This is a genomic window from Bradyrhizobium sp. JYMT SZCCT0428, assembly GCF_018131075.1.
Taxonomy (GTDB): Bacteria; Pseudomonadota; Alphaproteobacteria; order Rhizobiales; family Xanthobacteraceae; genus Bradyrhizobium.
Window position 1 is genome coordinate 133,454 of record NZ_JAFCLS010000010.1, and the last position, 26,979, is coordinate 160,432.

General features: G+C 63.7%; 16 protein-coding genes and 3 pseudogenes. 15 read left to right on the forward strand and 4 right to left on the reverse strand.

Translation table 11 applies throughout. The features are described from left to right. Positions 1-145 precede the first annotated feature (145 nt). The 4 genes from JQ575_RS12785 to JQ575_RS12800 all read left to right on the forward strand — a co-directional run bounded on the left by JQ575_RS12785 (position 146) and on the right by JQ575_RS12800 (position 4,886). Positions 146-820: an ABC transporter ATP-binding protein gene (locus JQ575_RS12785; protein ID WP_212033537.1), complete on the forward strand. Its 675-nt coding sequence runs from the start codon at positions 146-148 to the stop codon at positions 818-820. Further along, a complete protein-coding gene (locus JQ575_RS12790) occupies positions 817-3,279 on the forward strand; it encodes an ABC transporter permease (RefSeq protein ID WP_212033538.1) in 2,463 nt (820 codons plus the stop codon). Before JQ575_RS12785 ends, JQ575_RS12790 begins: the two co-directional genes overlap by 4 nt. Continuing rightward, positions 3,269-4,354 (forward strand): lipocalin-like domain-containing protein, encoded by a 1,086-nt coding sequence (locus tag JQ575_RS12795; protein ID WP_212033539.1) that lies wholly within the window; start codon positions 3,269-3,271, stop codon positions 4,352-4,354. Before JQ575_RS12790 ends, JQ575_RS12795 begins: the two co-directional genes overlap by 11 nt. A gap of 139 nt (positions 4,355-4,493) precedes the next feature. After that, positions 4,494-4,886, forward strand: a complete 393-nt coding sequence (locus tag JQ575_RS12800; RefSeq protein WP_212033540.1) for an MAPEG family protein — start codon at positions 4,494-4,496, stop codon at positions 4,884-4,886. 151 nt (positions 4,887-5,037) lie between these two features. On the opposite strand, the gene JQ575_RS12805 is transcribed toward JQ575_RS12800, so the two are convergent. The 3 genes from JQ575_RS12805 to JQ575_RS12815 all read right to left on the reverse strand — a co-directional run bounded on the left by JQ575_RS12805 (position 5,038) and on the right by JQ575_RS12815 (position 10,847). Then, a complete protein-coding gene (locus JQ575_RS12805; protein ID WP_212033541.1) occupies positions 5,038-6,228 on the reverse strand; it encodes an ABC transporter substrate-binding protein in 1,191 nt (396 codons plus the stop codon). A gap of 255 nt (positions 6,229-6,483) precedes the next feature. Then, entirely contained in the window at positions 6,484-9,639 is a 3,156-nt protein-coding gene (locus JQ575_RS12810) for an efflux RND transporter permease subunit (RefSeq protein ID WP_212033542.1), read from the reverse strand. Next, positions 9,636-10,847 carry an efflux RND transporter periplasmic adaptor subunit gene (locus tag JQ575_RS12815; protein ID WP_212033543.1) on the reverse strand — a complete coding sequence of 404 codons (1,212 nt, stop codon included), beginning with the start codon at positions 10,845-10,847 and terminating at the stop codon, positions 9,636-9,638. Before JQ575_RS12815 ends, JQ575_RS12810 begins: the two co-directional genes overlap by 4 nt. A gap of 723 nt (positions 10,848-11,570) precedes the next feature. Between JQ575_RS12815 and JQ575_RS44540 the strand changes: the two are divergent. The 8 genes and pseudogenes from JQ575_RS44540 to JQ575_RS12845 all read left to right on the forward strand — a co-directional run. Next, a pseudogene (locus JQ575_RS44540) lies at positions 11,571-12,914 on the forward strand (cadherin domain-containing protein); the annotation flags it as partial. A gap of 260 nt (positions 12,915-13,174) precedes the next feature. Beyond that, positions 13,175-14,926, forward strand: a complete 1,752-nt coding sequence (locus JQ575_RS46060) for a cadherin domain-containing protein (RefSeq protein WP_212033544.1) — start codon at positions 13,175-13,177, stop codon at positions 14,924-14,926. A 183-nt stretch (positions 14,927-15,109) separates the two neighbouring features. After that, positions 15,110-18,493, forward strand: coding sequence for a matrixin family metalloprotease (locus JQ575_RS46065; RefSeq protein WP_212033545.1), 3,384 nt, complete (start codon positions 15,110-15,112; stop codon positions 18,491-18,493). A gap of 147 nt (positions 18,494-18,640) precedes the next feature. Further along, positions 18,641-19,141, forward strand: a complete 501-nt coding sequence (locus tag JQ575_RS12830; RefSeq protein WP_212033546.1) for a tail fiber protein — start codon at positions 18,641-18,643, stop codon at positions 19,139-19,141. 39 nt (positions 19,142-19,180) lie between these two features. Beyond that, a pseudogene (locus tag JQ575_RS44560) lies at positions 19,181-19,279 on the forward strand (tail fiber protein); the annotation flags it as partial. A 403-nt stretch (positions 19,280-19,682) separates the two neighbouring features. Further along, a pseudogene (locus JQ575_RS44565) lies at positions 19,683-19,802 on the forward strand (phage tail protein); the annotation flags it as partial. Between the two features lie 156 nt (positions 19,803-19,958). Next, complete coding sequence (locus tag JQ575_RS44570; RefSeq protein WP_249166635.1) at positions 19,959-20,207, forward strand: phage tail protein; 249 nt, start codon at positions 19,959-19,961, stop codon at positions 20,205-20,207. After that, entirely contained in the window at positions 20,204-20,737 is a 534-nt protein-coding gene (locus tag JQ575_RS12845; protein WP_212033548.1) for a GNAT family N-acetyltransferase, read from the forward strand. Before JQ575_RS44570 ends, JQ575_RS12845 begins: the two co-directional genes overlap by 4 nt. Positions 20,738-20,830: 93 nt before the next feature. Here the strand turns inward: JQ575_RS12845 and JQ575_RS12850 are convergent, their stop codons facing one another. Further along, positions 20,831-21,133, reverse strand: coding sequence for a DUF6916 family protein (locus tag JQ575_RS12850; protein ID WP_212033549.1), 303 nt, complete (start codon positions 21,131-21,133; stop codon positions 20,831-20,833). A 1,108-nt stretch (positions 21,134-22,241) separates the two neighbouring features. On the opposite strand from JQ575_RS12850, the gene JQ575_RS12855 reads away from it, so the two are divergent. From JQ575_RS12855 to JQ575_RS12865, 3 genes are all read left to right on the forward strand, one after another. Continuing rightward, entirely contained in the window at positions 22,242-23,396 is a 1,155-nt protein-coding gene (locus JQ575_RS12855) for an iron-containing alcohol dehydrogenase (protein WP_212033550.1), read from the forward strand. 74 nt (positions 23,397-23,470) lie between these two features. Continuing rightward, positions 23,471-25,021, forward strand: coding sequence for an AMP-binding protein (locus tag JQ575_RS12860; protein WP_212033551.1), 1,551 nt, complete (start codon positions 23,471-23,473; stop codon positions 25,019-25,021). Between the two features lie 251 nt (positions 25,022-25,272). After that, positions 25,273-26,868 (forward strand): ABC transporter substrate-binding protein, encoded by a 1,596-nt coding sequence (locus JQ575_RS12865; RefSeq protein ID WP_212033552.1) that lies wholly within the window; start codon positions 25,273-25,275, stop codon positions 26,866-26,868. The last annotated feature ends 111 nt before the right edge of the window (positions 26,869-26,979 follow it).

The following is a 26,979-nucleotide window of genomic DNA, read 5'->3' on the forward strand; positions in this document are numbered from 1 at the left end:
TTGAGGCCGTGATCTGACATCGCGGTCCTGATATGTTGCAGGGCATCATGCCAGGGGAATTTCATGGTCAATTCGATCCATCGTCACATCGATATTTTGGCCAGGCCGGCTTTCCCCACGCGCCGGAAGCTCGCGTGATCAGCGCATGAGCAACGGCGAATCAATCGTGCTCACCGTGAACGGCCTGACCAAGAGCTACCGCGCCGCCGGCGAGGAGGTCGCGGTGCTGCGCGGCGTCAATCTGTCCGTCGCGGCCGGCGAGAGCGTCGCGCTGACCGGCGAATCCGGCAGCGGCAAGAGCACGCTGCTGCACCTGATCGCCGGCCTCGATGCCGCCGATGGCGGCGCGATCAGGCTCGACAACGCGCTGGTCTCCGAACTCTCGGATGCCGGCCGCGCCGAACTGCGCCGCGATCGCCTCGGTCTCGTGTTCCAGCAATTCAATTTGATCCCGAGCCTGACCGTCGAGGACAATCTGGTGTTCCAGTCGCGCATCGCCGGACGCCACGATGATGCCTGGCATCACGAGTTGGTGGAGCGTCTGGGCCTGAAGAATTTCCTCAAGCGCTATCCCGAGCAATTGTCCGGCGGTCAGCAGCAGCGCGTTGCGATCGGCCGCGCGCTGGCAACCAAGCCGCTGCTGCTGCTGGCGGACGAGCCGACCGGCAATCTCGATGAAGCGACCGCCGACGAAGTGCTGGCGCTGGCGCGCGATCTCGTGGCGCGCAGCGGCTGCGGCTTCCTGATGGTGACGCACAGCGCGCGGCTCGCCGCCACGCTGGACCGCCAGGTCAATCTGCACGCCGGGGTAATCGCGTGAGGCGCGCGCTCTGGACGCTCGCCGTGTTGCTGAGCCATTGGCGGCGGCATCCGATGCAGCTCGCGACCTTGCTGATCGGCCTGATTTCGGCGACCGCGCTATGGAGCGGCGTGCAGGCGCTCAATCAGCAGGCGCGCACCTCCTATGACCGCGCCGCCGCGACATTCGGCGGCACGCGGACGGCGATGCTGGTCGGCCGCGACACGCCAACCTTCCCGCAACAATTCTTCGTCGACCTGCGCCGCGCCGGCTGGCCGGTATCGCCGGCGCTCGAAGGCCGCATCCAGATCGGCGGACGCTCGTTCCGCCTGCTCGGCATCGAGCCCGTGACGTTGCCGCGCGAGGTCGGCAGCGCGCCCGGGGTCGAAACCGCCAATCTGCAGGCCTTCATGACGCCGCCCGGGCAAATGCTGGTGGCGCCGGAAACGCTTTCCGATCTCAAGCTCGCCGAGGGCGCCACAGCCGTCACCAATGGCGGCGTGGCATTGCCGCCGCTGCGCGTGCAGACGCAGCTGGTGCCCGGCGTGCTCGTCGTCGACATCGGCATCGCGCAGACTCTTTTGAAAATGCCGGATCAATTGTCCCGCCTGCTGATCGGCAAGGCTAAGGGCAAACACCCCGCGTTGGAAAATGTCGTCGGCGACAAATTGCGGCTGGTTGCGCCGGATGCCGAAAGCGATCTCGAACGGCTCACCGACAGCTTTCATCTCAACCTCACCGCATTCGGACTGCTGTCGTTCTTCGTCGGCCTGTTCATCGTCAATTCCGCCATCGGCCTTGCCTTCGAGCAGCGCCTGCCCACCTTGCGCACGCTGCGCGCCTGCGGCGTGTCGGCGCGAATGTTGAACAGCGTGATGGTGATCGAACTGCTGTCGCTGGCGCTCTTCGCAGGCCTGATCGGGCTCGTCTGCGGCTACCTGATCGCGGCGACATTGCTGCCCGACGTCGCCGCATCCCTGCGTGGACTTTATGGCGCGCAGATACCGGGGCAGTTGACGCTGAAGGGCGAATGGTGGCTCGCGGGCATCGCCATCAGCATTCTGGGCGCGCTCGCGGCCGCGGCGACCAGCCTGACCAAGGCGCTTCGTTTGCCGCTGCTCGCCACCGCGCAGCCCTATGCCTGGCAACAGGCGCAGCGCCACTGGCTGATGTTCCAGAGCGCGGTGGCGCTCAGCGTATTCGCCGCTGCCGGCGCGTTTTTGCTGTTCGGCGATTCCCTGGTGTCGGGCTTTGCCGTGCTCGCGGCTCTGCTGCTCGGCGCGGCGCTGATCCTGCCGATGCTGCTGGAAGTCGTGCTCGCGTTCGGCCAGCGGCACGCGCGCGGCCCGCTCAGCACCTGGTTCTGGGCCGACAGCCGCCAGCAGCTTTCGGGATTGTCGCTGGCGCTGATGGCGCTGCTGCTCGCGCTCGCGGTCAATGTCGGCGTCGGCACCATGGTCGGCAGTTTCAACCGCACGTTCCTGGTGTGGCTCGACGGAAGGCTGGCGGCGGATGTCTATATCAGCGCGTCCAGCAATACCCGGGCGACCGAGATCAGGGCGTGGCTGCGCGAACGGCCCGAGGTCGAGGCGATCCTGCCCGGCGGCCGCGCCGATACGCAACTGGCAGGCGCGCCGCTCGAAGTGCTGGGCCTGCCCGATCACACCACCTATCGCGACAGCTGGCCACTGCTGGATCAGGCGCCGAACGCCTGGACCAGACTTCGGCCCGGCACGACCTGTCTCGTCAGCGAACAATTGGCGCGGCGCCTGAAATTGTCGATCGGCGATCGCATCGACATTCCGGCGCCGGGCGGCAACTGGACACTGGAAATCGTCGGCATCTATGCCGACTACGGCAATCCGAAGAGCCAGATCGCGGTCAACTACGCCGCGCTGACGCGGCGCTTTCCGGAGGTCCCGCTCACACGGATGGGCCTGCGCGTTGCACCCGGCCAGATTCCAGCGCTGATCACGGCCTTGCAGGAAAAATTCGGGCTCGACGATCGAAGCGTCGCAGACCAGGCGACCATGAAGGCGGAATCGAAACGCATCTTCAACCGCACCTTCTCGGTGACTGCGGCGCTCAACGCCTTTACGCTCGGCGTCGCCGGCATCGCGCTCCTGACCAGCCTGCTGACGCTGAGCAATTCGCGGCTGCCGCAGCTGGCGCCGCTATGGGCGATCGGCATTACCAGGCGCAGGCTGGCCGCGATCGAGCTTCTGAAGACGATGTCGGTCGCATTGATCACCGCGCTGTTCGCGCTGCCGCTGGGCCTCCTGGTGGCGTGGTGCCTGCTCGCGATCGTGAACGTAAAGGCCTTTGGCTGGCGGCTGCCGTTCCACGTCTTCCCGGCGCAATTGCTGTGGCTGGTCGGCGTCGCGATGGCGGCGGCCTTTTGTGCGGCAGCGCTTCCGGTGATGCGGCTGGCGCGGATGCAGCCGGCCAGCCTGATCAGGATCTTTGCCAATGAACGGTAGCGGCCTGATATCCCGCCGCAGTTTTGTGAGCGGCTTGTTGATCGCCTCGCTCGGAAGCAAGGCGTTGGCGCAGGGATTTGCCGGCTTAGGCGAAAGCGCCAGCGGCTATGCCGCCGTCATTCCCGGCAGGACATTTTCATTTCCCGCCGATCATGACCCGCATCCGGAATTCCGGATCGAGTGGTGGTACGTGACCGCCAATCTTACCGATGCCAAAGGCACCGCCTATGGCGCGCAGTGGACGTTATTCCGGCAGGCAACAAAGCCGGGCACGCAACAGGAAGGTTGGGCCAATCAGCAGCTCTGGATGGGCCATGCCGCGGTGACGCGCGCCGATACCCATCGCACCAGCGAAACCTTTTCCCGCGGCGGCGTCGGACAGGCCGGCGCTGAAGCTGCGCCCTTTCTCGCCTGGATCGATTCCTGGGAAATGCGCGGGCTTGATTCCATGAGCGCAACCAACATGGCGCCGCTCGAACTCAAGGCCTCAGGCGCCGATTTCAACTATGCGCTGCGCCTCGATGCCGACCGGCCGCTGGTGCTACAGGGCGAGGCCGGCTACAGCCGCAAATCGCTGCGTGAGCAAGCCTCCTATTATTACAGCCAGCCGCATTATCAGGCGAAAGGCAGCATCACCATCGACGACAAAACCGTCGATGTAACCGGACAGGCCTGGCTCGACCGCGAATGGAGCAGCCAGCCCCTGGCCTCCGACCAGAGCGGCTGGGACTGGCTGTCGCTTCATTTCAAGACCGGCGAAAAGCTGATGCTGTACCGGATGCGCCAGACCGACGGCCAGCATTACGGCTCGGGCAAATGGGTTGCCCGCGACGGCAGCACTGAGCCGCTCGCTTCAGCCGACATCAGTTTCACGCCGCAGGCTTACACGGAGATCGCGAACCGCAAGATCCCGACCTCATGGCGCATCGCGATTCCCAAACTCGCCGTCACGATCGACTGTACGCCGCTCAACCCGAAGAGCTGGATGGGAACGAATTTTCCCTATTGGGAAGGCCCGATCAGCTTTGGCGGCAGCCACACCGGATTAGGCTATCTGGAGATGACGGGGTACTGAAAGCGCTTCTGATTCATTCACTCATGGCCGGGCTTGTCCCGGCCATCCACGTCTTTCCAGCCTAACCGAAGCAAGACGTGGATGCCCGGCACAAGGCCGGGCATGACGAAAGAAAGAATCCAAGAGGAATCATTCACCAATGTACCACTTCACCGCTCTCGTCACCTGCCTTGCCATCCTGTTCTACTTCTTCACCTCGATCCAGGTCTCGAAGGCGCGCAGCGCGTTCGGCGTCAAGGTGCCGGCGACGTCAGGCCATCCGGATTTCGAGCGCGTGTTCCGCGTCCAGATGAACACACTGGAATGGATGCCGATCTTCCTGCCATCGCTGTGGCTGTTTGCAATTTACATCAGCGACCCCTTTGCGGCAGGGCTCGGCCTGGTCTGGATCGCCGGCCGCCTCCTCTACATGTTCGGCTATTCGCAGGCCGCCGCCAAGCGCGGCCGCGGCTTTGGCATCCAGGCGCTTGCGGCGAGCGTGCTCTGGGTAGGGGCAACAGGTGCGATCGTGTGGCGCATCGTGCAGGGGTGAGTGATCTCCCTCGCCCCGCTCTTGCGGGGAGAGGGTCGGGGTGAGGGGCTCTCTCCGCACGACTGTCTGCGAATCGTTGGACCTGTACCCCCTCACCCGGATTGCTTCGCAATCCGACCTCTCCCGCAAGCGGGGCGAGGTAAGAAGCCCCTCACTTCACCAGCGGGCAGCCCGAATCCTTGGCGGTCGGAAACGCCTTGTCGCCGGGGACCACGGCGAGCTGCTTGTAATAGTCCCACGGCTTCTTCGACTCCGACGGCTTCTTGACCTCGAACAGATAGAGGTCATGCACCATGCGGCCGTTTTCGAGCACCTTGCCTTGCGCGAAGAGATCGTCGACCGGAAGCTCCTTCAGCTTTTTGGCGACGGCCTCGGTATCCTTGGTGCCGGCCGCCTTGACCGCCTTGAGATATTGCAGCGTCGCGGAGTACGTGCCGGCCTGGATCATGTTCGGCATCCGGCCGGTGCGCTTGAAGAAGCGGTTGGCGAGGTCGCGGCTCCTGTCGTCGCGATCCCAGTAGTAGCCTTCCGTGAGCACCAGGCCTTGCGCCGCTTCCAGTCCGAGGCCGTGGACTTCGGCGAGCGTCAGCAACAGGCCTGCCAGCTTCTGTCCGCCTCTGACGATGCCGAATTCGGCCGCCTGCTTGATCGAGTTGGTGGTGTCGAGACCGGCATTGGCGAGCCCGATGATTTTCGCCTTTGAACTTTGCGCCTGCAGCAGGAACGACGAAAAATCCGACGAGTTCAGGGGAATGCGGACCGCGCCCAGCACCTTGCCTCCCCTTTCCTTGACGAGGTCGCCGGTGTCTTTTTCCAGCGCATGGCCGAAAGCGTAGTCCGCGGTCAGGAAGAACCAGCTGTCGCCGCCGGATTGCACCAGCGCGCCGCCGGTGCCGACCGCCAGCGCGTGGGTGTCATAGGCCCAGTGGAACCCGTAGGGTTGGCAGGCGTCGCCGGTGAGGCGCGAGGTGGCCGCACCGACGACGATGTCGATCTTCTTCATCTGCTTCGACAGATCGTGGATCGCGAGCGCGACCGAGGAAGTCGTCAGCTCCGTGATCATGTCGACGTTCTCGACCTCATACCAGCGCCGCGCGATCGCGGTGGCGAGATCGGGCTTGTTCTGGTGGTCGGCGGAGACGATCTCAATCTTGTGGCCAAGCACCTCACCGCCGAAATCCTCGATCGCCATCTTGGCGGCCTCGAACGACCATTTGCCGCCGTAATCGGCATAGACCCCGGACTGATCGTTCAGAATGCCGATCTTGACCCCCTGCGCCGAGGCCGATCCGGCGAACAAAACGCCGCTCAATGCCGCGGCCGCCAACAAACCCGCCTTCATAATTCTTGCTCCCAGCAGTTCCGTTCAGGGTAAATTCCGCCCGACAATATTTTATAACCCTGCCGCTGCCCATCTATTTCAGATCGGCCGATGGTATGGGGAGATCCGTCACCCTGAGGTGCGCGCTCTTGCGCGCCTCGAAGGGCGACGGCCCGTCTGTGGCCGATTCATCCTTCGAGACGCGCGCAAGAGCGCGCTCCTCCAGCGATAACGGCAAAGCCGTTACGCGGGGATGACGGGGATGGAGTCCGCGACTCACACCGCGGCGGCATCCTTCGGCTTCTTCGGATCGGCCAGCCCACGGACGATCATGTAGAAGATCGGCGTGAAGATCAGGCCGAACAGCGTGACGCCGATCATGCCGAAGAACACCGCGACGCCGACCGCCTGGCGCATTTCCGATCCCGAGCCGGACGAAATCACCAGCGGCAGCACGCCGAGGATGAAGGCGAACGACGTCATCAGGATCGGTCGCAGCCGCAACCGGCAGGCTTCGATCACCGCCTCCAGCCGCGGCTTGCCTTCAAGCTCGATGTCGCGCGCGAACTCGACGATCAGGATCGCGTTCTTCGCCGCCAGCCCGACCAGCACCACGAAGCCGATCTGGGTCAGGATGTTGACGTCCTGTCCCATGATCCGCACGCCGATGGTGGCGGCGAGCAGGCACATCGGCACGATCAGGATCACCGCGAACGGCAGGCTCCAGCTGCCATATTGCGCCGCCAGCACCAGGAACACGAACAGCACGCAGATCGGGAACACGTAGAGACCCGCATTGCCGCCGGTGACCTGCTGATAGGACAGGTCGGTCCATTCGAAGGAGAACCCGCTCGGTAGCGTGTCCTCCGCGAGTTTCTTCATGGTGTTGATCGCGGTCGTCGAACTCGTGCCCGGCGTCCCCTCGCCCTGCAGCTCCGCCGCCGGATAGAGGTTGTAGCGCGCCACCCGGTCGGGGCCGGATACGTCACGGAAATCCACCACGCTGCCGAGCATCACCATGTCGCCTGCGGCGTTGCGGGTGCGCAGCCGCGCCAGATCCGACGCCTCCTTGCGGAACGGCAGGTCGGCCTGGGCCGTGACATGATAGGTGCGGCCGAACAGGTTGAAGTCGTTGACGTAGGTCGAGCCGAAATAGGTCTGGATCGTTTCGTTGACGCCGGAGATCGGCACGCCGAGCTTCTGCGCCTTGACCCGGTCGATGTCGACGAAGAGCTGCGGCGTATTGGCGGTGAAGGGCGAAAATACCTGCGTCAACTGGGGCGCCTTGCGCGCCGCGGCGACAAGCTCGTCGTTGGCGGCTGCCAGAAGTTCAGGGCCGCGGCCCTGACGATCCTGGACCCGCATGGTGAAACCTCCACCTGTTCCGATGCCCGGCACGGGTGGCGGCGGAATGACGATGATGAAGGCCCCCTGTATCGCGGCCAGGCGCTGTCGCAGATCCGCGGTGATCGCCTGCGCGGTCAGGCCTTTCTTCAGACGCACTTCCGGTTCTTCGAACACCGGGAAGAGAGCCGCAGCATTGCCCGACTGCGTCCGGGTCGCGCCCGAGAAGCCGGCGAATGCCGCGACGCGAATGATGCCTGGGGTATCCAGCGCCGTTTTCTCGATCTGGCGGACGATATCGGTGGTGCGCGCCAGCGATGCGGCTCCCGGTAACTGCGCCGATATAATGACGTAGCCGCGGTCCTGGGCGGGGATGAAGCCTTGCGGCGTGATGGCAAGCAGCCATCCGGCGCTGCCGATCAACGCCAAATACACGAGCAGCATGACCGTCGAATGCCGGATCACGAAGTTGGCCGCATTGGCATAACCGTGGGACAGCCGGTCGAAAGTCCGGTTGAAGACGCCCGCAAATGCGTCCCAGCCGCGGGCGATGAAATTCCAGCTTGCCGGCGGCTTCTTTTCCGCGTGCGGCACCAGAATCAGCGAGGCCAGCGCCGGCGACAATGTCAGCGAACAGAAGCAGGAGATCGCGGTCGCCACCGCGATGGTGACGGCGAATTGCTGGAAGAACTGTCCGGAAATGCCGCCGAGGAACGCGGTCGGCACGAACACCGCGCACAGCACCAGCGCGATCGACACCAGGGCTGCGCCCACCTCCTCCATCGTCTTGAGCGCCGCGTCGCGCCGGCTCATGCCGTGCTCGAGATGCCGTTCGACATTTTCCACCACCACGATCGCATCGTCGACCACGATGCCGACCGCGAGCACGAGCCCGAACAGCGTGAGATTGTTGATCGAGAATCCGAGCGCCGCCATCACGGCGAAGGTGCCGACCAGCGACACCGGGATCGCGATGATGGGAATGATCGCCGGACGCCAGCCCTGCAGGAACACCAGCACCACGATGACGACAAGGATCATCGCCTCGTAGATCGTCTTGATCAGTTCGTGAACGGACTGCGCGATGAATTCGGTGGGGTTGTAGCCGATATTGTAGTCGAGGCCCTTTGGAAAACGCGCCTTCAGCTTCTCCATGGTATCGGAGATTCTTTTCGCAGTCGCCAGCGCGTTCGAGCCAGGCCGCTGCGTTACCAGCAGCGCGACCGCCGATTTCCGCAGCAGGAAACTGTTGGTCGAATAGGACAACGCACCGAGCTCAACCCGCGCCACGTCGCGCAGCCGCACCGTGCGGCCGTCGGCGCCGGCCCTGACCACGATGTCCTCGAATTGCCTCTGATCTTTCAGCCGTCCGGTGAAGGTGAGATTGGGCTGGAATGCGCGGTCGGCGATCGGCGGCTCGCCGATCTGCCCGCCCGTGATCTGCAGGTTTTGCGCGCGGATCGCAGCTATCACCTCGGCCGAGGTCAGGCCGAGCGTCGCGATGCGGTCCGGGTCCAGCCACAGCCGCATCGAGTAGTCGCGGGCGCCGAACATCTGGATGTCGCCGATGCCATCGAGGCGAAGCAGCTCGTCGCGCACCTGCAGCAGCGCATAGTTGGAGATGTAGAGCTGGTCAAAACTGTCGTCGGGCGACAGCATGAACACGACCATCAGGATGTCGGGGCTGTTCTTGCGGGTGACGACGCCGTTGCGTTGCACCTCTTCCGGCAATCGCGGCTGCGCGATGGCGACGCGGTTCTGCACCAGCACTTGCGCCTTGTCGAGATCGGTTCCGAGCTTGAAGGTGACCGTGATGGTGAGATTGCCGTTCGAGGTCGCCTGGCTATAGAGATACAGCATATCCTCGACGCCGTTGATCTCCTGCTCGATCGGAGCTGCAACGGTGTCGGAGACGGTTTGCGCGGTAGCGCCGGGATACTGTGTGGTGACGACGACGGTCGGCGGCACCACTTGCGGATACTCCGAGACCGGCAGCGTGGTGTAGGCGATCGCGCCGACGATCAGCAGCACGATCGACAGCACCATCGCCAGGATGGGCTGGTTGATGGAGAGCCGGCCGAGGTTCATGACTTGCCACCGGCCGGCGCCGTCTGCGGCGTCACCTTCGCACCGACCCGGGCGCGCTGGATGCCGTCGACGATGACGCGATCTTCCGCCTTCAACCCCTCGCGAACCACGCGCAAGCCTTCGTCAAGCGGTCCGAGCTTCACAGCCCTTGCTTCGACGGTGTTGTCATCCTTGACGACAAAGACGATCTTGCGCGACTGGTCGGTGGCGATGGCCGTGTCCGGCAGCAGCAATGCCTCGTAGGGCGAGGAGCCGATCAGCCGCACGCGGCCGAATTGCCCCGGCAGAATCGAGAAGTCCTTGTTGGGAATGATGGCGCGGCTGCGCAGCGTGCCGGTCGAGACATCGAGACGGTTGTCGAGAAAATCCATCTTGCCTTCTTTCGACGGCTTTTCCTCGCCGGTCAGAGCGACCTCCACCGGGTTCGGCGTGTCGCGCGAACTCGGCCGCTTTCCCTCGAACCACAGCCTGTTGTTCTTGAGATAGGTCGCCTCGTCGACGTCGAAATAGATGTAGATCGGATCGAGCGTGACGATCGAGGTGAGCAGCGTGGCGCTGCCCTCGCTGCCCTGCACGAGATTGCCGGGGCTGACGAGATGGCGGCCGACACGGCCGGTCATCGGGGCCAGGACGTGGGTGAATTCGATATTGAGTTTCGCCGCCTTCAGCGCACCATCGGCCTGCATCTCCGCGGCATGCGCGGCCTGCAAGGCCTGGCGGCGCTGGTCGACGGTTTGTTCGGAGACGGCACTGGTCTGGACCAGATTCAGCGCGCGATCGAGTTCGCGCTTGGCAAGCTCCACTTTGGCGCGCGAATCCGCGAGCTGGCCCTCGGCCTGCGCGGCGACGGCTTCGAAGGGGCGGGAATCGATCGTGTAAAGCAGATCGCCGGCGCGCACGATGGCGCCATCGCGGAATTCGACGGTGTTGACGAAGCCGCCGACCCGGGCGCGCACCTGCACCTCTTCCAGCGCCTCGAACCGCCCGGTGAATTCATCCCAATCCGTGACGGTGCGCTTCACCGGCTGCGCGACCGTCACCGGCGGCGCCGCGGCCGCGGCCGGCTGCGGCGGTTTGTCACCACATCCGGACAACGCCAGCGCGGAGACCAGGATCAGCGGCGAGAGACTGCGAAGCGAGGGGAAGTAGACTTGACGGCCTCCCGGTTGAACCGGACGATTCCGTTTTTCAGTCGCGCTCAATTCCATCTGCTCGATCTCCCCTGACTTCCCGACATCTCGATCGATGGAGGCGGCTGCCGCTCCCCGGCGGAGGTCACAGATGTGACTGGTTCCCAGTCTGTTCAAGAAGGCGATGGGATCAAGCACAATCGTTATGCATGGCGGACGATCACGCCTTGCGCCGCCGCGGGTACCGGGTGGGTCGGAAGCGCTGGCCTTCAGGAAAATCGCCGATGGCGCGATTACCCCCACGGTCGAGGCCGCGCTCGAGATGACGAAAACGTGACATCACACAATTGTCGTCGGTCGCATCGCCCAAAGTTCCACCTGGGGGAAGAGGACGACCGGAAGCACCTCCGCGTCCACGTTACTGCCCACGCCTTCATGGTTAATAATCCGAGGACATTGACTCCAGGTTGTACGCTCGGCTACGATCATGGTTGCTAAAGCGTAAATTTTTATACAGCCGCATTTATCGAACATTGATTACCCCCTTTTCGTTGCGGTGTGAGTGAGAGGCATTTCGGAGTGACGAGCGAAATTTGTGTCGCTGGTAACAGGTCTCCCCGAATTGCGTTTGCAGTCCACCGTTCAACAGGCGGACCGGGCTGCTGCAGAATCGCACGCACCATCCATCAAAACATTCGACGTGTTCACGCATCGCGCTAGCCGCGCGACTGACTGTGTGACGCGGACAAGAAACTTGCGTTGGGAGTACGAATAATGGCGAACGAATTGCCCCCCGGTTCGATGCCGCCGCCCGCGACCGGCGGCACACCTCCCGGCGTAAACCCGCCGCCTCCGCCACCGCCTGGCCCCGGCACGCCTCCCGGTGGCCCCGGCACGGTCATCGTTGGGCCCGGACCACCGCCGCCGACAGCCAATACGCCGCCGGCGACCGCGACCGATATCAACGCCGCGGCCAACAATGTCGTCGAAGGCGCCGCCGTCAATACGCTGGTCGGCGTCACCGCGCGCTCGACGGACGCCGAAGGCCAGACCATTACCTATACGCTGGCGTCGGACACTTCCGGCGGCGGCTTCAAGATCGACGCGGCCACCGGCGTGGTGACGGTCGCCGATCCCGCCAAGATCAACTTCGAGACCGCGGCAGGCCACGCCTACACCATCACCGTGAATTCGTTCGACGGCTTCTCCACCTCGTCGCAAAGCTTCACCATCAACGTGTCACACATTGCGCCCTCGACCCCGGTCGACAGCAATGCCGGCGCCAACACCGTGGCGGAAGGCGCCGCCGCCAACACGCTGGTCGGCATCACCGCCTCCTCCAGCGACATCAACGGACCCGGCGTCACCTACAGCCTGAGCAACAGCGCCAACGGCGCCTTCAAGGTCGATGCCGCCACCGGTGTGGTGTCGGTCGCCGATCCCACCAAGATCGATTTCGAAAGCACCGCGACCCTCAACATCACCGCGGTCGCCAGCGACGGCACGCTGTCGAGTTCGCAGAATTTTGCCATCAACGTGACTGACGTCGCGCTGGCGACGCCGGTCGACAATAACGGCGCCGCCAACAGCGTGGCCGAGGGCGCGGCCAACGGTTCGACCGTCGGCCTCACCGCTGTCGCCGCCGACCCGAACGGACCGGCGACGACCTATTCGCTGATCGGCGACACCTCCGGCGGCGGCTTCACCATCAACGCCACCACCGGCATCGTCACCGTCGCCGACGGCACCAAAATCGATTTCGAAAGCGCGCCCGGCAACGCCTATTCCGTGACCGTGCAGGCGGCCAATGGCGTCTCCACCACGACGCAGAGCTTCACCATCGGCGTGGCGGATGTCGCGCCCGCGGCCCCGACCGACAGCGATGCCGCGGCCAACTCGGTGCTGGAAGGTGCGGCCAACGGCACCTTCGTCGGCATCACCGCCGCCTCGGCCGATATCAATGGCGGGGCTGTGACCTATTCGCTGACCGGCGATACATCCGGCGGCGGCTTCACCATCGACGCCACGACCGGCATCGTCACTGTCGCCGATGCGAGCAGGATCGACTTCGAGACCGCGGCCGGCAACGCCTATACCGTCACCGCGCAAGCCAGCGACGGCACCCTCACCAGTTCGCAAACCTTCACCATCGGCGTGACCAATATCGCACCATCGATCCCGGTCGACACCAATGCCGGCGCCAACGCGGTAATCGAAGGCGCGGCCAATGGTTCAACCGTCGGCATCACCGCTTCCGCGACAGATATCAATGGACCCGGCGTGCTCTGGAGCCTCGCCGACAGCGCCGGCGGCCGTTCACCATCGATGCCACCACCGGCGTCGTCACCGTCGCCAACTCCAGCGCCATCGACTTTGAGAGCGCGCCGGGCAACCTCTATACGATCGTGGCGCGGGCCACCGACAGCGGCGGATTATTCAGCCAGCAGTCCTTCACCATCGCCGTCACCGACGCGACGCCTTCGACGCCCGTCGACGGCAACGCAGCCGCCAACACCGTCGCCGAAGGCGCCGCCAACGGCTCGACCGTCGGCGTCACCGCGTCTTCGACCGACGTCAACGGCCCGGGCGTGACTTACTCGATGGTCGGCGACACCTCGGGCGGCGGCTTCACCGTCGACGCCGCGACCGGAATAGTTACCGTTGCCGACGCCACCAGGATCGATTTCGAAACCTCGGGCGCCAGCTATACCGTCGTTGTGCAGGCCAGCGACGGCACCCTGGCCTCTTCGCAGGCCTTCGCCATCAACGTATCGGACATCGCGCCCTCAACGCCTGTCGACAGCAATGCCGCGGCCAACCAGGTCGCCGTCGGCGCCGCGGCCGGCGCCACTGTCGGCGTCATCGCGTCGTCCACCGACGTCAACGGCCCGGCCGTCACCTATTCGCTGGTCAACGACACCTCAAACGGCGGCTTCACCATCAATGCCGCGACCGGTGTCGTCACCGTCGCCGATCCGAGCAAGATCCTGCTCGCCGATCCCAGCTACGACATCACCGTCGATTCCAGCGACGGCACGCTGCACAGCCAGCAGACGTTTACGGTCAATGTCGTCACCAACCTGGCGCCGGCCATCGATTCCGACGGCGGCGGCGCCGTCTTCGCCAAATCGATCGCGGAGAACACCACGGCGGTAACCACCGTCCACGCCACCGACCCGGATGCCGGCCCCTCGCCGGTCACCTATTCGATCGTCCCCGGTGACGACGGCGCCAAATTCGCGATCGATGCGAACACCGGCGTTGTCACTTTCATCACCGCGCCCGATTTCGAGAATCCGACCGATACCGCGACCAGCGGCAACAACACTTATGTTGTCACCGTCCGCGCCTTTGACGGCCTCTCGTCCGACGACCAGACCATCACGATCACTGTGACCGACGTCAATGACGCACCGGTCATCACCTCGAGCGCTTCGATCAACGTCAACGAGAACCAGACCGCAGTCGCCACGGTCACCTCGTCAGATCAGGACAGTCCGGCGCAGACACTGACCTACTCGCTCGCCGGCGGCGTCGACGCGGGCAAGTTCTCGATCGACCCCGGCACTGGTGTACTCACCTTCCAATCCGCTCCGAACTTCGAGGTCCCGACCGACATCGGCGCTGACAACAACTATGATGTCATCGTTCGCGTCACCGACAACGGCGCGCCGAACCTGCACACCGATCAGGCCGTCACCGTTCACGTCCAGGACGTCAACGAGGCGCCCAATACCAACGCCATCATCGCGACCGGCAACGAAGACCCGGCCGGGCCGGCCTACATTCCCATCACGATCACCGGCACCGACGTGGACGCCGGCGACTCCGTTGCGTCGTTCCACATCAGCGGTTTGCCGGGCGGCGCGCAGGGCACACTCTACAGCGACGCCGGCCTGACTACGGTCGTGACCGAGGGCGCCGATGTGGCGGCCTCAGGCAACGCCGCGACGCTGTATTTCGTCCCGGCCGCAAATTTCAACGGCCCGGTAACGTTCAACGCGGCTGCGACTGACAGCCATGGCCTCACCGACGCGACCGCGGCGGTCGAGACCATCAACGTAACGGCGGTCAATGACGCGCCGGTCAATACCGGCGTGCCGGGTCCCTTCACGGTGATGTCCGGATCCACCCATCCATCACCGGCCTGTCGGTAGCTGATATCGACGTCAATGAGGCCGGCGTTGCCACCGACATCACGACGACGCTGACATCGGCCGGCGGCGGCGCGGTGACGATCGGTGCCGTCGGCGGCGGCGCGGCCATCGGCGGCAACGGCACCGGTACGGTGACGCTGACCGGGCTCGATCGCAGAGATCAACGCTTCACTCGCGGGCAGCGTGGTCTACACCGCGGCGGACGGCGCCACCGGTTCATCGCTGACGACGCTGACGATTGCCACCAACGACCATGGCCACACCGGCATCCCCGGCGCCATCACCGACACCGATGTCATCCAGGTCGGCGTCACGCCGCAGGTCTGGTTCATCAACGGCGACCAAAGCGCCATCGACGGGGCCGCGCCGCGCGGTTCTCAGACCAATCCATTCACCGACGTCACCGAATTCAACGGGTCCAGCGGACCTGGCGTCAACGACTACATCTACGTCAAGGCCGGCACGTATACCGGCCCCGGCATCAACCTGAAGGACGGGCAGACCCTGCTCGGCGACGACCAGCCGCTGTCGCTCACCGATCCGTTCGGCGGCCCGGCCATCGTCATCGAAACCGCCAGCGGCGCGCGGCCGACCATCAATGTCACCAGTGCCGGCGACCAGGGCATCGACCTCGCCCAGAACAACACCATCCACGGCATCAACATCACGACCGCCGCGGGCACCACCGGCCTCGACGACGGCCAGGGCGGCGGCGGCAACGCGGTCGGCAGCCTGACCATCGACCAGATGCAGATTTCGGGCGCCGGCCAGGCGGTCGACATCGACCAGGGCGGCGCGCTCAACGTCACAATCGACACGTTGAGTTCATCCGGCGGCGCCTATGGCGTTCAGCTCGGCGGTGCGCTGACCGGCACCTTCACCGGCACCACTGGCACGCTGTCCGGCCACACCACTGCGGAATTCGACATCAACGGCGGCACTGGCAACATCAGTTATGGCGGTGCGATCGGCAATGGCACCGGCCTGTCAGCTTCGGTCGCCAGCCACACCGGCGGTACGGTTGCCTTCTCCGGCGCCGTCACCGACAGCAACGATGCCGGTGGCGGCATCTCGCTCACCGGCAATACCGGCGGCACCATCAATTTCACCGGTGGCATGACGCTGGATACCGGCGCCTCGAACGCCTTCGTGGCGACCGGTGGCGGCACGGTCAACGTGACCGGCACCAACCACCTCACCAGCAGCACCGGCACCGCGCTCAACATCGCCAACACCACGATCGGCGCCAGCAACGTCACCTTCCAGGACATCTCGTCCAACGGCGCGGTCAACGGCATCGTACTCAACACCACCGGCACCAGCGGACATCTGGTCGTCACCGGCACCGGCACGACGGACGGCACCGGCGGCACCATCCAGAACACTACCGGCCACGCCGTCAGCCTGACCAATACGCAGGACGTCACCCTGCGCAACATGAACATCACCGGCGCCGACGGCAACGGCATCAACGGCAACACAATCAACGGCCTGGTGTTGAGCAACCTCAACATTTCCGGCAGCGGCGACTCCACCGCGGGCAACGGCGAAGGCAATATCTATCTGTTCGAACTGACCGGTAACGCCAGCCACGCCACCACCTTCGACGACCTCAACGTCACCAATTCCTATGTCCACAACGTCTTCATCGAGAACACCGGCGGCACGCTGACGGATCTGGTGGTGACCGACAGCACCTTCTCCAACAACGGCGCCTCGACGTTCGCCGGCAGTCAGTTCGTGGCCAACCTCGCCTCCGGCGGCGTCGCGGGAACGCCAACCGCGACGGTTCACGCCACGCACAATACGTTCAGCGGCAATCTGTCGACGCCGTCGACCTTCACCGCGACCGGCTTCCAGGGCTCGTCCAACGACGGCACGCTCAACGTCCACATCGGCGACGGCACAGCCGGCGGCCTCAACACCTTCAATACCAACAATTCCGGCATCACGCTCTCGAACTCGAACGCCGGCAACCTCAATTTCGACGTCAACAACAACACGGTCACGAATAACCGCGCGGTCGGCATTGCCATCAACCATTTTGGCACCGGCACCGTCACCGGCTTCCTGCAAAACACCACGATCGGCACCCAGGGCGTGGCAGGTTCCGGCGCGCAGATCGGCAACGGCCTTGACCTCCACGACGAGGCCGTCAGCGGCACGATGACGCTGAGCGTCACCAACAACATCATTCAGAGCGTCGGCGGCGGCGGCCTGGGGTTCGAGGGTATCGTCGCCCAGGTCGGCGTCGGTGCCCAGAACTCGGCGAGCACCTTCAATCTCACCCTGACCGGCAACACCATCCGCGACATCATCGATGACCGTGGACTCTTCGTGAATAATTTCAACACCGCCGGCCTCAGCGTGATCAACGCGAATATCAGCGGCAACACGTTCTCCAACGCCAACGCCAGCGGCGCCAACACCACCGCGCGCGTCGGCGGCGCGCCCGGAGGGTCTGATCACGTCAACGTCACCCAGGCCAACGCCGCGGCGCTGGCTACGGCCAACGGCCTGACCGCAAGCGGCGCACCCGGCAACACGATGCGGGTCGACACCAACGTGTTCTTCAGCCAGCCCGCCCCGCCGTCGCCGCCGCCGACGCCGCAAATGGCGTTGAACGGCCAGGGCCCGGGCAGTTCGGACGTCCTCACGATGGACGCGCTGGCGCCGCTGCTCGCGGTTGCGATTGCGCATTGGGCCGCTGCCGGTGCTTCAGCCGCGCAGATCGAGCAAATGCATAATGCCCAGATCCGCATCGCGGACCTGCCGAATTCCGGCTTCCTGGCCAACAGCGACGAGCGTGGAATCACGATCGACAGCAACGGCGCAGGCTGGGGCTGGTTCGTCGATCCGACACCGACCAACAACAGCGAATTCGATACAGTGGCGCCGAACCAGCTGACGGCAACCAGCGGGAGCGCCGCCGGTCGTATCGATCTGCTGACGGTGATCGAGCACGAACTCGGTCACGTGATCGGCCTGGAGCATTCGGACGTCGCCGGCCTCATGAATGTCGTTCTCAATATCGGCGAACGCAGGTTGCCCGACACGATCGACGTCGCGCTGGCCCCAACCACGACCCTGACGCCGACGATCTCGCTCGGACCGGTGACACCCACCACGCCAGAGAGAGCTGTCGCAAATGCCGGCAACGACACCATCGATGCCGGCCATGGCGGTGGCTTCCTGTTCGGCGGCGGCGGCGCGGACACTTTCGTGTTCGCCAATGTCGACGTCCACGCGGCGGCGCCGCCGCAGGTCACGCATGTCGTGGATTACAGCTACGCCGAAGGCGACCGGTTCGACTTCTCCGCGCTGACCTCGCAGTTCCACGCGACCGGCTTCAGCGACGGGATGATCGTGCGCGCGGTCGAGGATGGCAGCGGCCAGTTCGCGACGCTGCAGGTGAACGCGAACGACCCCTACGGTCCGCCGGCCGCGGCCAATTGGGTGAGCGTCGCGCAAATCGACGGCGCGCATTCCGGCAGCGCCGTGAACGTGCTGATCGACAGCCATTCGGGCGTTCATCTCACCCAGATCCACGTCGGTTTGCTGGTCTAGAGCCAGCACACTGCGTTTGGCCGTTGCGCCGTCCCCTACGGATGAATGGCCGCGCCCCTCCCGCGCGTCGCTGCAGATTCATCTCGACGGCGAAGATAAGATAGGTTAACACCTTAGGTAGATCGACTGGAAGCAAGGGGAGAGAGCGTGGGTCAACCTTACCTGGGTGAAATCAAGCTTATTTCCTGGAATTTTGCGCCGAAGAACTGGGCGTTCTGCAACGGGCAGCTTCTGCCGATCAATCAGAATCAGGCGTTGTTTTCGATACTCCAGACATTCTATGGCGGCGATGGACGGACCACCTTCGCGCTCCCCGATCTGCGCGGGCGAACCGGGCTTCATCAGGCCCCGGGCTTCGCCATCGGCCAGAAAAGCGGCGAGGAGTTTCACACGCTGATTACCGGCGAAATGGCCGCACATAATCATGGACTGCTCGCATCCGACACGCAGGGCAACGTGAACACGGTGCAGGGCAACATCCTCGCACGTGAGGTTGGCATCCCCTATGGGGGTCTCACCTCTCCAACGACATTGCATCCCGAGACCGTATCGAACGTCGGCGGTGGCCAGGCTCACGAGAACCGACAGCCATTTCTCGTGGTCAATTTCATCATTTCCCTGACGGGCATCTACCCGTCGCGAAACTAGAGATTTTCCATGAGCAATCCCTATATTGGCGAAATTCGAATGTTCGGCGGCAACTTTGCACCAGTCGGCTGGGCGTTCTGCGACGGGTCCCTGATTGCGATCTCGGAGAACGACGCGCTCTTCACCCTGATCGGCACCACCTATGGCGGAGATGGCCAGTCTACTTTCGCCCTGCCCGATTTGCGGGGTCGCCTGCCGATCCATCAGGGACAGGGCCCCGGTATCGTGCAATCCTACACCATCGGCCAAACTGGCGGCGTCGAAACGGTGACGCTGACTACCCAGCAGATTCCGATCCACAATCATGCGTTCATGGCCTCGACTGCGATCGCGACGAACCCGAGCCCAAGCGGCAATGTGCTGGCGACCTCGCCAACCATCAGCCCCTTCGTGATCGATGTGGCGGGCCCTCAATTGGTCGCCACCGCCGTCCAAGGCATCGGCTCCAACCATCCGCACGACAACATGATGCCTTTCCTGACCGTCAGCTACATCATTTTCGCTGTACGGCATTTTCCCGACGCAAAGTTAGAGGCCATCCATGTCAGACCCGTTCGTTGCGGAGATCAGGATATTCGGCGGCGACTTTGCGCCGACAGGATGGGCGTTGTGCAACGGCCAGCTCATGCCGATCTCGCAGAACACGGCCTTGTTTTCGATAATCGGGACCTACTACGGCGGCGACGGCAAATCGACCTTTGCGCTCCCCAACCTGATGGGCTCAGGCGCCATCAGCCAGGGGCAAGGGACGGGCCTGAGTGACCGCTATCTCGGCGAATCCGGCGGCGGCCAGACGGTGACCCTGTTGCAGGGGAACTTGCCGCTCCACAACCATTTTATCCAGGGCTCGACCGAGAACGCCACGCTCAAGGAGCCGACGCCTACCGAATTCCTCTCGCGATCCAAGGCGGGCACCATCTATCAGTCCAACATCGCCAATCTCGTCCAGATGAATGCGCAGACACTGGCTCTTACCGGCAGCTCGCATCCTCATAACAACATGCAGCCGTATCTGACGCTGACCTACATCATCGCCTTGCAGGGCGTTTTCCCGCCACGCGGATGAACCTGCGGCCCGCCGACATCTCGGCAGTTTCGTTCGGCTGGTTGCGCGCTGCCGGCGCAGGTCTCGGCTTCCGCCGCATCGCCGACGCCGATCTGGCGTTCCTCGCCCGGCTGTATGCCTCGACCCGCACCAGCGAGCTCGCGGCTTTTCCGTGGAGCGAGGCCGAAAAGGCGGTGTTCCTCGACATGCAGTTCCGTGCGCAGCACACACATTACCAGAGTCAGCATCCCGAAGCCGACCGGCTGGTGGCGATGCGAGCCGGAGAAAACATCGGCCGTCTCTACATCGAACGCTGGCCGAGCCAGCATTGCATCATCGACATTGCGTTCCTCCCCGAACATCGCGGCAAAGGGCTTGGCGAAGCCCTGCTGCGTGACCTGCTGGACGAAGCCGCCGCCGCCGGCAAGGACGTCTCGATCCATGTCGAGAAGTTCAATCCGGCGATGCGGCTGTACCGGCGCCTCGGTTTTGTGACCGAGGAGGACAAGGGCGTCTTTGATTTGATGCGGTGGCGGTCGGGGGCATCCTGAAACTCGTCATGCCCGGCCTTGTGCCGGGCATCCACGTCTTGCGGCCAAAAGAAAGGCGTGGATGGCCGGGTCAAGCCCGGCCATGACGGGGACTCACGCAAATATCGCCTGATAACCGCTGCCGCCTTGCAGCGGTCCGATCGGCACCAGAAATATTTCCATCACCCCAAGCACAGGATGCGTCACCGGATAGATCGCCTGCGGCAGCGATGTGCCGGCGGGTGCTGCGAACAGCAGCGAGAACGCCGCGCCTTCCCTTCCGCCCGCGCCAGTCGGATCGGCCTTCACCAGCTTCAGCGGCAGCACGCCGCCGGTCGTCTGCATCTCGAAGTCAGCATCGAGATGGGCTGCGAAATCGTCGAGCTTGAGCGTCGCAAGGTCCGGCGATGAAGCCATCAACTATCCCCTTCGGTTGTGGCAAGCGTCTAACATATCGCGGAATGATGCGCCCGGATTTTTGTGCAGTCCAAGGCAATACACCCTCCGTCATTCCGGGGCGCGCGCAGCGCGAACCCGGAATCTCGAGATTCCGGGTTCGATGCTGGCGCATCGCCCCGGAATGACGATTTAATTAAACGCCTCTCCCCGTCATTGCGAGCGCAGCGAAGCAATCCATATTGCGCCAAGCCGAGGAATGGATTGCTTCGCTCCGCTCGCAATGACGGCTGGGTGCGACATAGTGGACCGACGGCTGCGCCCGGCGTAGCCTTGGCGAAGCCGGGGAAAATCACTTCTGTTTATCGTAAATCATGTCAAGCACAAAATTTCCGAAAATCAAAAATATTTTGCTTTACAGAAAGCAAATCAGTGACACAACTATCGCCATCCCGTCCCACTCAGAGGGGCGTCGGCCGTCGTCACGACGAGGGGCGGGGTTGCGGTGGACGTTGACGTTGCGATTGACGGTCGCGGCTGAAGCGTACGGTGAAAGCGTGTGGTCCTGGCGCCCGTAACGGCGTCAAGCTCTGAAGAAGCTAACGCTTCCGAAGAGTGACGGTGGCAATAGAGGCCGTCTCACCGGGGAGAGCGCGTTATAAGCCGTAAAGCCACTGCGCAGGGAATGTCGGATGTTCTCCGCTGCCCTGTATGCTCGTGTGCAGCTTTCTTTGCACTATTCGCACACGAGACCGCGGGTGCAGCGCGCATCCGGCATTCCCTGCGCCCTCTGATTTTTGGGGGCGGACGTTACCTGCAAACCTCGGGCGCATCGTGCCGCGAGAATGTGGACATATGTCTACCCGTCATCCTGAGGTGCGAGCGTAGCGAGCCTCGATGGATGAATCGGCCACAGACGGGCCGTCGTCCTTCGAGGCGCGCAAGAGCGCGCACCTCAGGATGACGGGTCTGAGATCGCAGCACCACCACCGCGACGCGCCGCACAAACGGCGACGCATGGCCGCCATCCGGCACCGTCCACCCCTCCGCATCATCTTCGGGCATGACGGCCGGAAATTCCTCCGCTAACCTCCCCCCAACAAGACCAAAATGTCCGGGGAGGACAAGCGTGCATAGAGGGCGTGTGGTATTCGGCGCCATGGATGAGGTCGTGTTCGGGCGGCCGGCATCCGAGGTAATCGTCGAGCAGATGGAACGGCTCGGCGCCGTCAGAGCGTTCCTGATGGTCAGCGGCACGCTCAACCGCGAGACCGACGTGATCAGGAACATCCGCGACATGCTGGGGCCGCGCTGCGTCGCGACCTTCGACGCGATGCCTGCCCATACGCCGCGCGCGGCCGTGATAGCGGCGACCGAACAGGCCCGCGCCGCCAACGCCGACCTCATCGTCACCATCGGCGGCGGCTCGATCACCGACGGCGCCAAGGCGGTGCAGCTCTGCCTCGCCAATGACATCACGACCGTCGAAGGCATCGACAAAATAAGGGCCGTTGCCGGCGCCCCGCCGCCGATGAACCCGCCATTGGTGCGGCAGATCAGCGTGCCGACGACGATCGCCGGCGGCGAATTCACCGCGAACGCCGGCGTTACCAATGAGCGCACCAAGGTCAAGGAAGCGCTGCGCCATCGGCTGGTGATGCCGCGCGCCGTGATCCTCGATCCTTCGATCGGCCTGCACACGCCGGAATGGCTGTGGCTCTCGACCGGGATCCGCGCCGTTGACCATTGCGTCGAGGGCATTTGCGCGCGCGAGGCGCATCCCTATGCCGACGCCCAGGCGCTGAAGGGACTGTCACTGCTGGCGCAGGCGCTGCCGCGGGTGAAGGCCGATGGCTGCGATCTCGACGCGCGGATGGACTGCCAGATCGGGACATGGCTATCGACCGGCCCCTTGGCCGCGGGCGTGCCGATGGGCGCCAGCCACGGCATCGGCTATGTGCTCGGCGCCGAGTTCGGCGTGCCGCACGGCCATACCTCGTGCGTGATGCTCCCTTCCGTGATGCGCTGGAACCTATCTGTTAATGCCGAGCGCCAGGCGCTGGTATCAGCCGCGATGGGGCATCCGGGCAAGGACGCCAGCGAAGTGCTTGATAAATTCATTGGCGGCCTCGGCATGCCGCGCAGCCTGCGCGAGGTCAAAGTCGGGCCCGAGCATTTCGACCGGATCGCGCAGCAGGCGATGGCGACGCCGTGGGTGCCGCGCAATCCCCGCAAGATCGAAGGGCCGGCACAGGTCCGCGAAATTCTCGAACTGGCTGCCTAGAGCATGATCCGGAAAAGTGGGCACCGGTTTTCCGAGAAGATCATGCTCAAAACAAAAAGATAGACGGGAAGTAAATGTACACCGGCAAACATGCTCGACTTCGCCCCCTGCAGCCCGCCTTCATCATGGCGGCGACCGGCGAGACCGTGACCTACCGCGAACTCGACGCGCGCTCCAACCGGCTGGCGCATCTGTTCCGTCAACGGGGCCTGCAGCGACTCGACCATTATTCGATCTTCATGGAGAACAACAGCCGCTATCTCGAAGCCTGCGGCGCTGGCGAACGCTCCGGCCTCTATTATACCTGCGTGAACTCCTACCTCACCGCGAGCGAGCTCGCCTACATCCTGACCAACAGCCAGTCGCGCATCCTGATCACCTCTCGGGAAAAACTCGATGTCGCGCGCGAGGCGCTGAAGGAATGCCCGCAGGTGGAGCTTTGCATCGTCGCCGATGGCGAGAGCGAAAGCGACCGCGTCGTCGGCCTGCTGGACGTAACGGCGGGATTGCCGCACACACCGATAGCGGATGAATGCGTCGGCACCGCGATGCTGTATTCCTCCGGCACCACCGGCCGGCCGAAGGGAATTCTGCGCCCGCTGCCGGAACTGCCGGCCGATCAGAATTTGCCGCTGTTCGATTTCCTGGTGAAGATCTGGCAGTACCGCGAGGGCATGATCTATCTGTCGCCGGCGCCGCTCTACCATTCGGCGCCGCAGGCCGCCGTCAACCTCACGATCAAGATGGGCGGCACCGCCATCATCATGGAGCGGTTCGACCCCGAACATTATCTCTCGCTGATCCCGAAATGGGGCATCACGCACACCCAGCTGGTGCCGACGATGTTCTCGCGGATGCTCAAGCTGCCGGAAGAAGCGCGGACGCGCTACGACCTCTCCTCGCTGGAGATCGCGATCCATGCCGCCGCGCCCTGCCCGGCGGCGGTCAAGGACGACATCATCAAATGGTGGGGCCCGATCATCCACGAATATTACGGCGCCACCGAAGGGCTCGGCTTCACCTCCTGCAACAGCGAGGAGTGGCTGGCGCATCGCGGCACCGTGGGTAAGGTGCTGCTCGGCGATCTACATATTCTCGACGAGAGCATGCAGGCCGTTCCCGTCGGCACGCCGGGCACGGTGTGGTTCAAGACCGCGACCCCGTTCGAGTATTTCGGCGACCCGGCCAAGACAAAGGAAGCCCGCTCGGCCGACGGCAGCATGAGCACCGTGGGCGATGTCGGCTACGTCGACAATGACGGCTTCCTCTACCTCACCGACCGCGCGACGTTCATGATCATCTCCGGCGGCGTCAACATCTACCCGCAGGAATGCGAGAATCTGCTGATCACCCATCCCAAGATCGCCGACGCCGCGGTGTTCGGCGTGCCCAATCCGGATCTCGGCGAGGAAGTGAAGGCGGTGGTGCAGCCAATGCCCGGCGTTTCGCCGGGACCTGATCTCGCGGAGGAACTGATCGCGTTCTGCAGCCAGTCGCTGTCGCGCCAGAAGGTGCCGCGCTCTATCGACTTCGAGAAAGAGCTGCCGCGGCTGCCCACCGGCAAACTCTACAAGCGCCTGCTGCGCGACCGCTATTGGGGCAACAAGACCTCGCGGATCGTGTGAGCGCGGATCGCGTGAGCGCTCGGGTGAGGCAATATGGCGCGATCATCTTGTGTGCGTCGCAACGACGGCGGCCATTGCTCAGCCATTTCCGTGCAAATCGCCGCAAAAGTCAGGCCAGTTCCGCCATACGGAGTTTCAGTAGTTCGAATTGCCAACCTCCGCACGGCCTTGGCCGGTTGCCCGGCAGGATGGTCATGCTATCGTCGGCGGTAATCGGCCATTGAGACCGAACATTCTCGGGAGGGGACACCATGCGGAGCGTGCGAACGCTTGCCGTCGCGGCGTTGTTATTGTTGCCGGCCTACCATGTTGCATCGGCGGGCGAGCCCAAGCAGGGCGGCATCCTCAAGGTCTACCACCGCGATAGCCCGGCCAGCGCCTCGATCCACGAGGAAGCGACCTATTCGGTCAACATTCCCTTCATGCCTGTTTTCAACAACCTCGTGATCTACAAGCAGGACGTCCCGCAGAACTCCATGGAGTCGATCGTCCCGGATCTCGCGGAGAGCTGGGCCTGGAGCGGCGACAAGAAGAAACTCACCTTCAAGCTGCGGCAGGGCGTCAAATGGCACGACGGCAAGCCGTTCACCTCCGCCGACGTCAAATGCACCTTCGATATGCTGATGGGCAAGTCGCAGCAGAAGTTCCGCAAGAACCCGCGAAAATCCTGGTATGACGAGGTCGTCGACGTCACCACGTCAGGCGATTTCGAGGCGTCGTTCAACCTGAAACGGCCGCAGCCGGCGCTGCTGGCGCTGCTCGCCTCCGGCTATACACCGGTCTATCCCTGCCACGTCTCGCCCGGCGACATGCGCACCAAGCCGACCGGCACCGGTCCGTTCAAGTTCGTCGAGTTCAAGGCCAATGAATCGATCAAGCTGACGCGCAACCCGGATTACTGGAAGAAGGGCCTGCCGTATCTCGACGGCATGGAATTCACCATCATCACCAACCGGTCGACCGCCATTCTCGGCTTCATCTCCGGCCAGTTCGACATGACCTTCCCCACCGAAGTGTCGATCCCGCTGCTCAAGGACGTCAAGAAGCAGTCGCCGAACGCTGTGTGCGTCGTCGAGCCGATCAACGTCTCGACCAACATCATCGTCAACTCGTCTTCGCCGCCGTTTGACAGCCTGGACATCCGCCGTGCGATGGCACTGGCGATCGACCGCAAGGCGTTCATCTCGATCCTGTTCGAAGGACAGGCCGATATCGGCGGCACCATGCTTCCCGCCCCGGGCGGGTTGTGGGCGATGCCGAAAGAGATGCTGGAGACGATCCCGGGCTACGGCCCCGATATCAACGCCAACCGGGAAGAAGCGCGCAAGCTGATGCAGAAAGCGGGCTTTGGGCCGGACAAGCGGCTCGCGGTCAAGGTCGCAACGCGCAACATTCCGATCTATCGCGACCCCGCCATCATCCTGATCGATCAGCTCAAGAGCATCTATATCGATGGCGAGCTCGACGTGGTCGAGACCGCGAACTGGTTCTCGAAAGTCGCGCGCAAGGATTATGCGCTCGGCCTCAATTTGACCGGCAATGCGGTCGACGATCCCGACCAGTCGTTCTACGAGAACTATTCCTGCGGCTCGGAGCGCAACTACACCAATTACTGCAACAAGGACATCGAGAAGCTGTTCGGCGAGCAGTCCCAGGAAACCGACGTCGCCAAGCGCAAGAAGATCGTCTGGGAGATCGACAAGAAGCTGCAGGAGGACGTCGCCCGCCCGATCATCTATCACGGCCGCTCGGGTTCCTGCTGGCAGCCCTACGTCAAGGGCATCACCATCATGGTGAACAGCTCCTATAACGGCTATCGTTACGAAGACGTGTGGATGGACAAGTGAAGCGTTTTCCAGCGAAGTGGACACCGGTTCGCGTCAAGAAAACGCGTCAAAACATGAATCTAGAGCCCGTTCCGATGCAATCGGAACGAAGGCTCTAGCGTCCGCCATTAC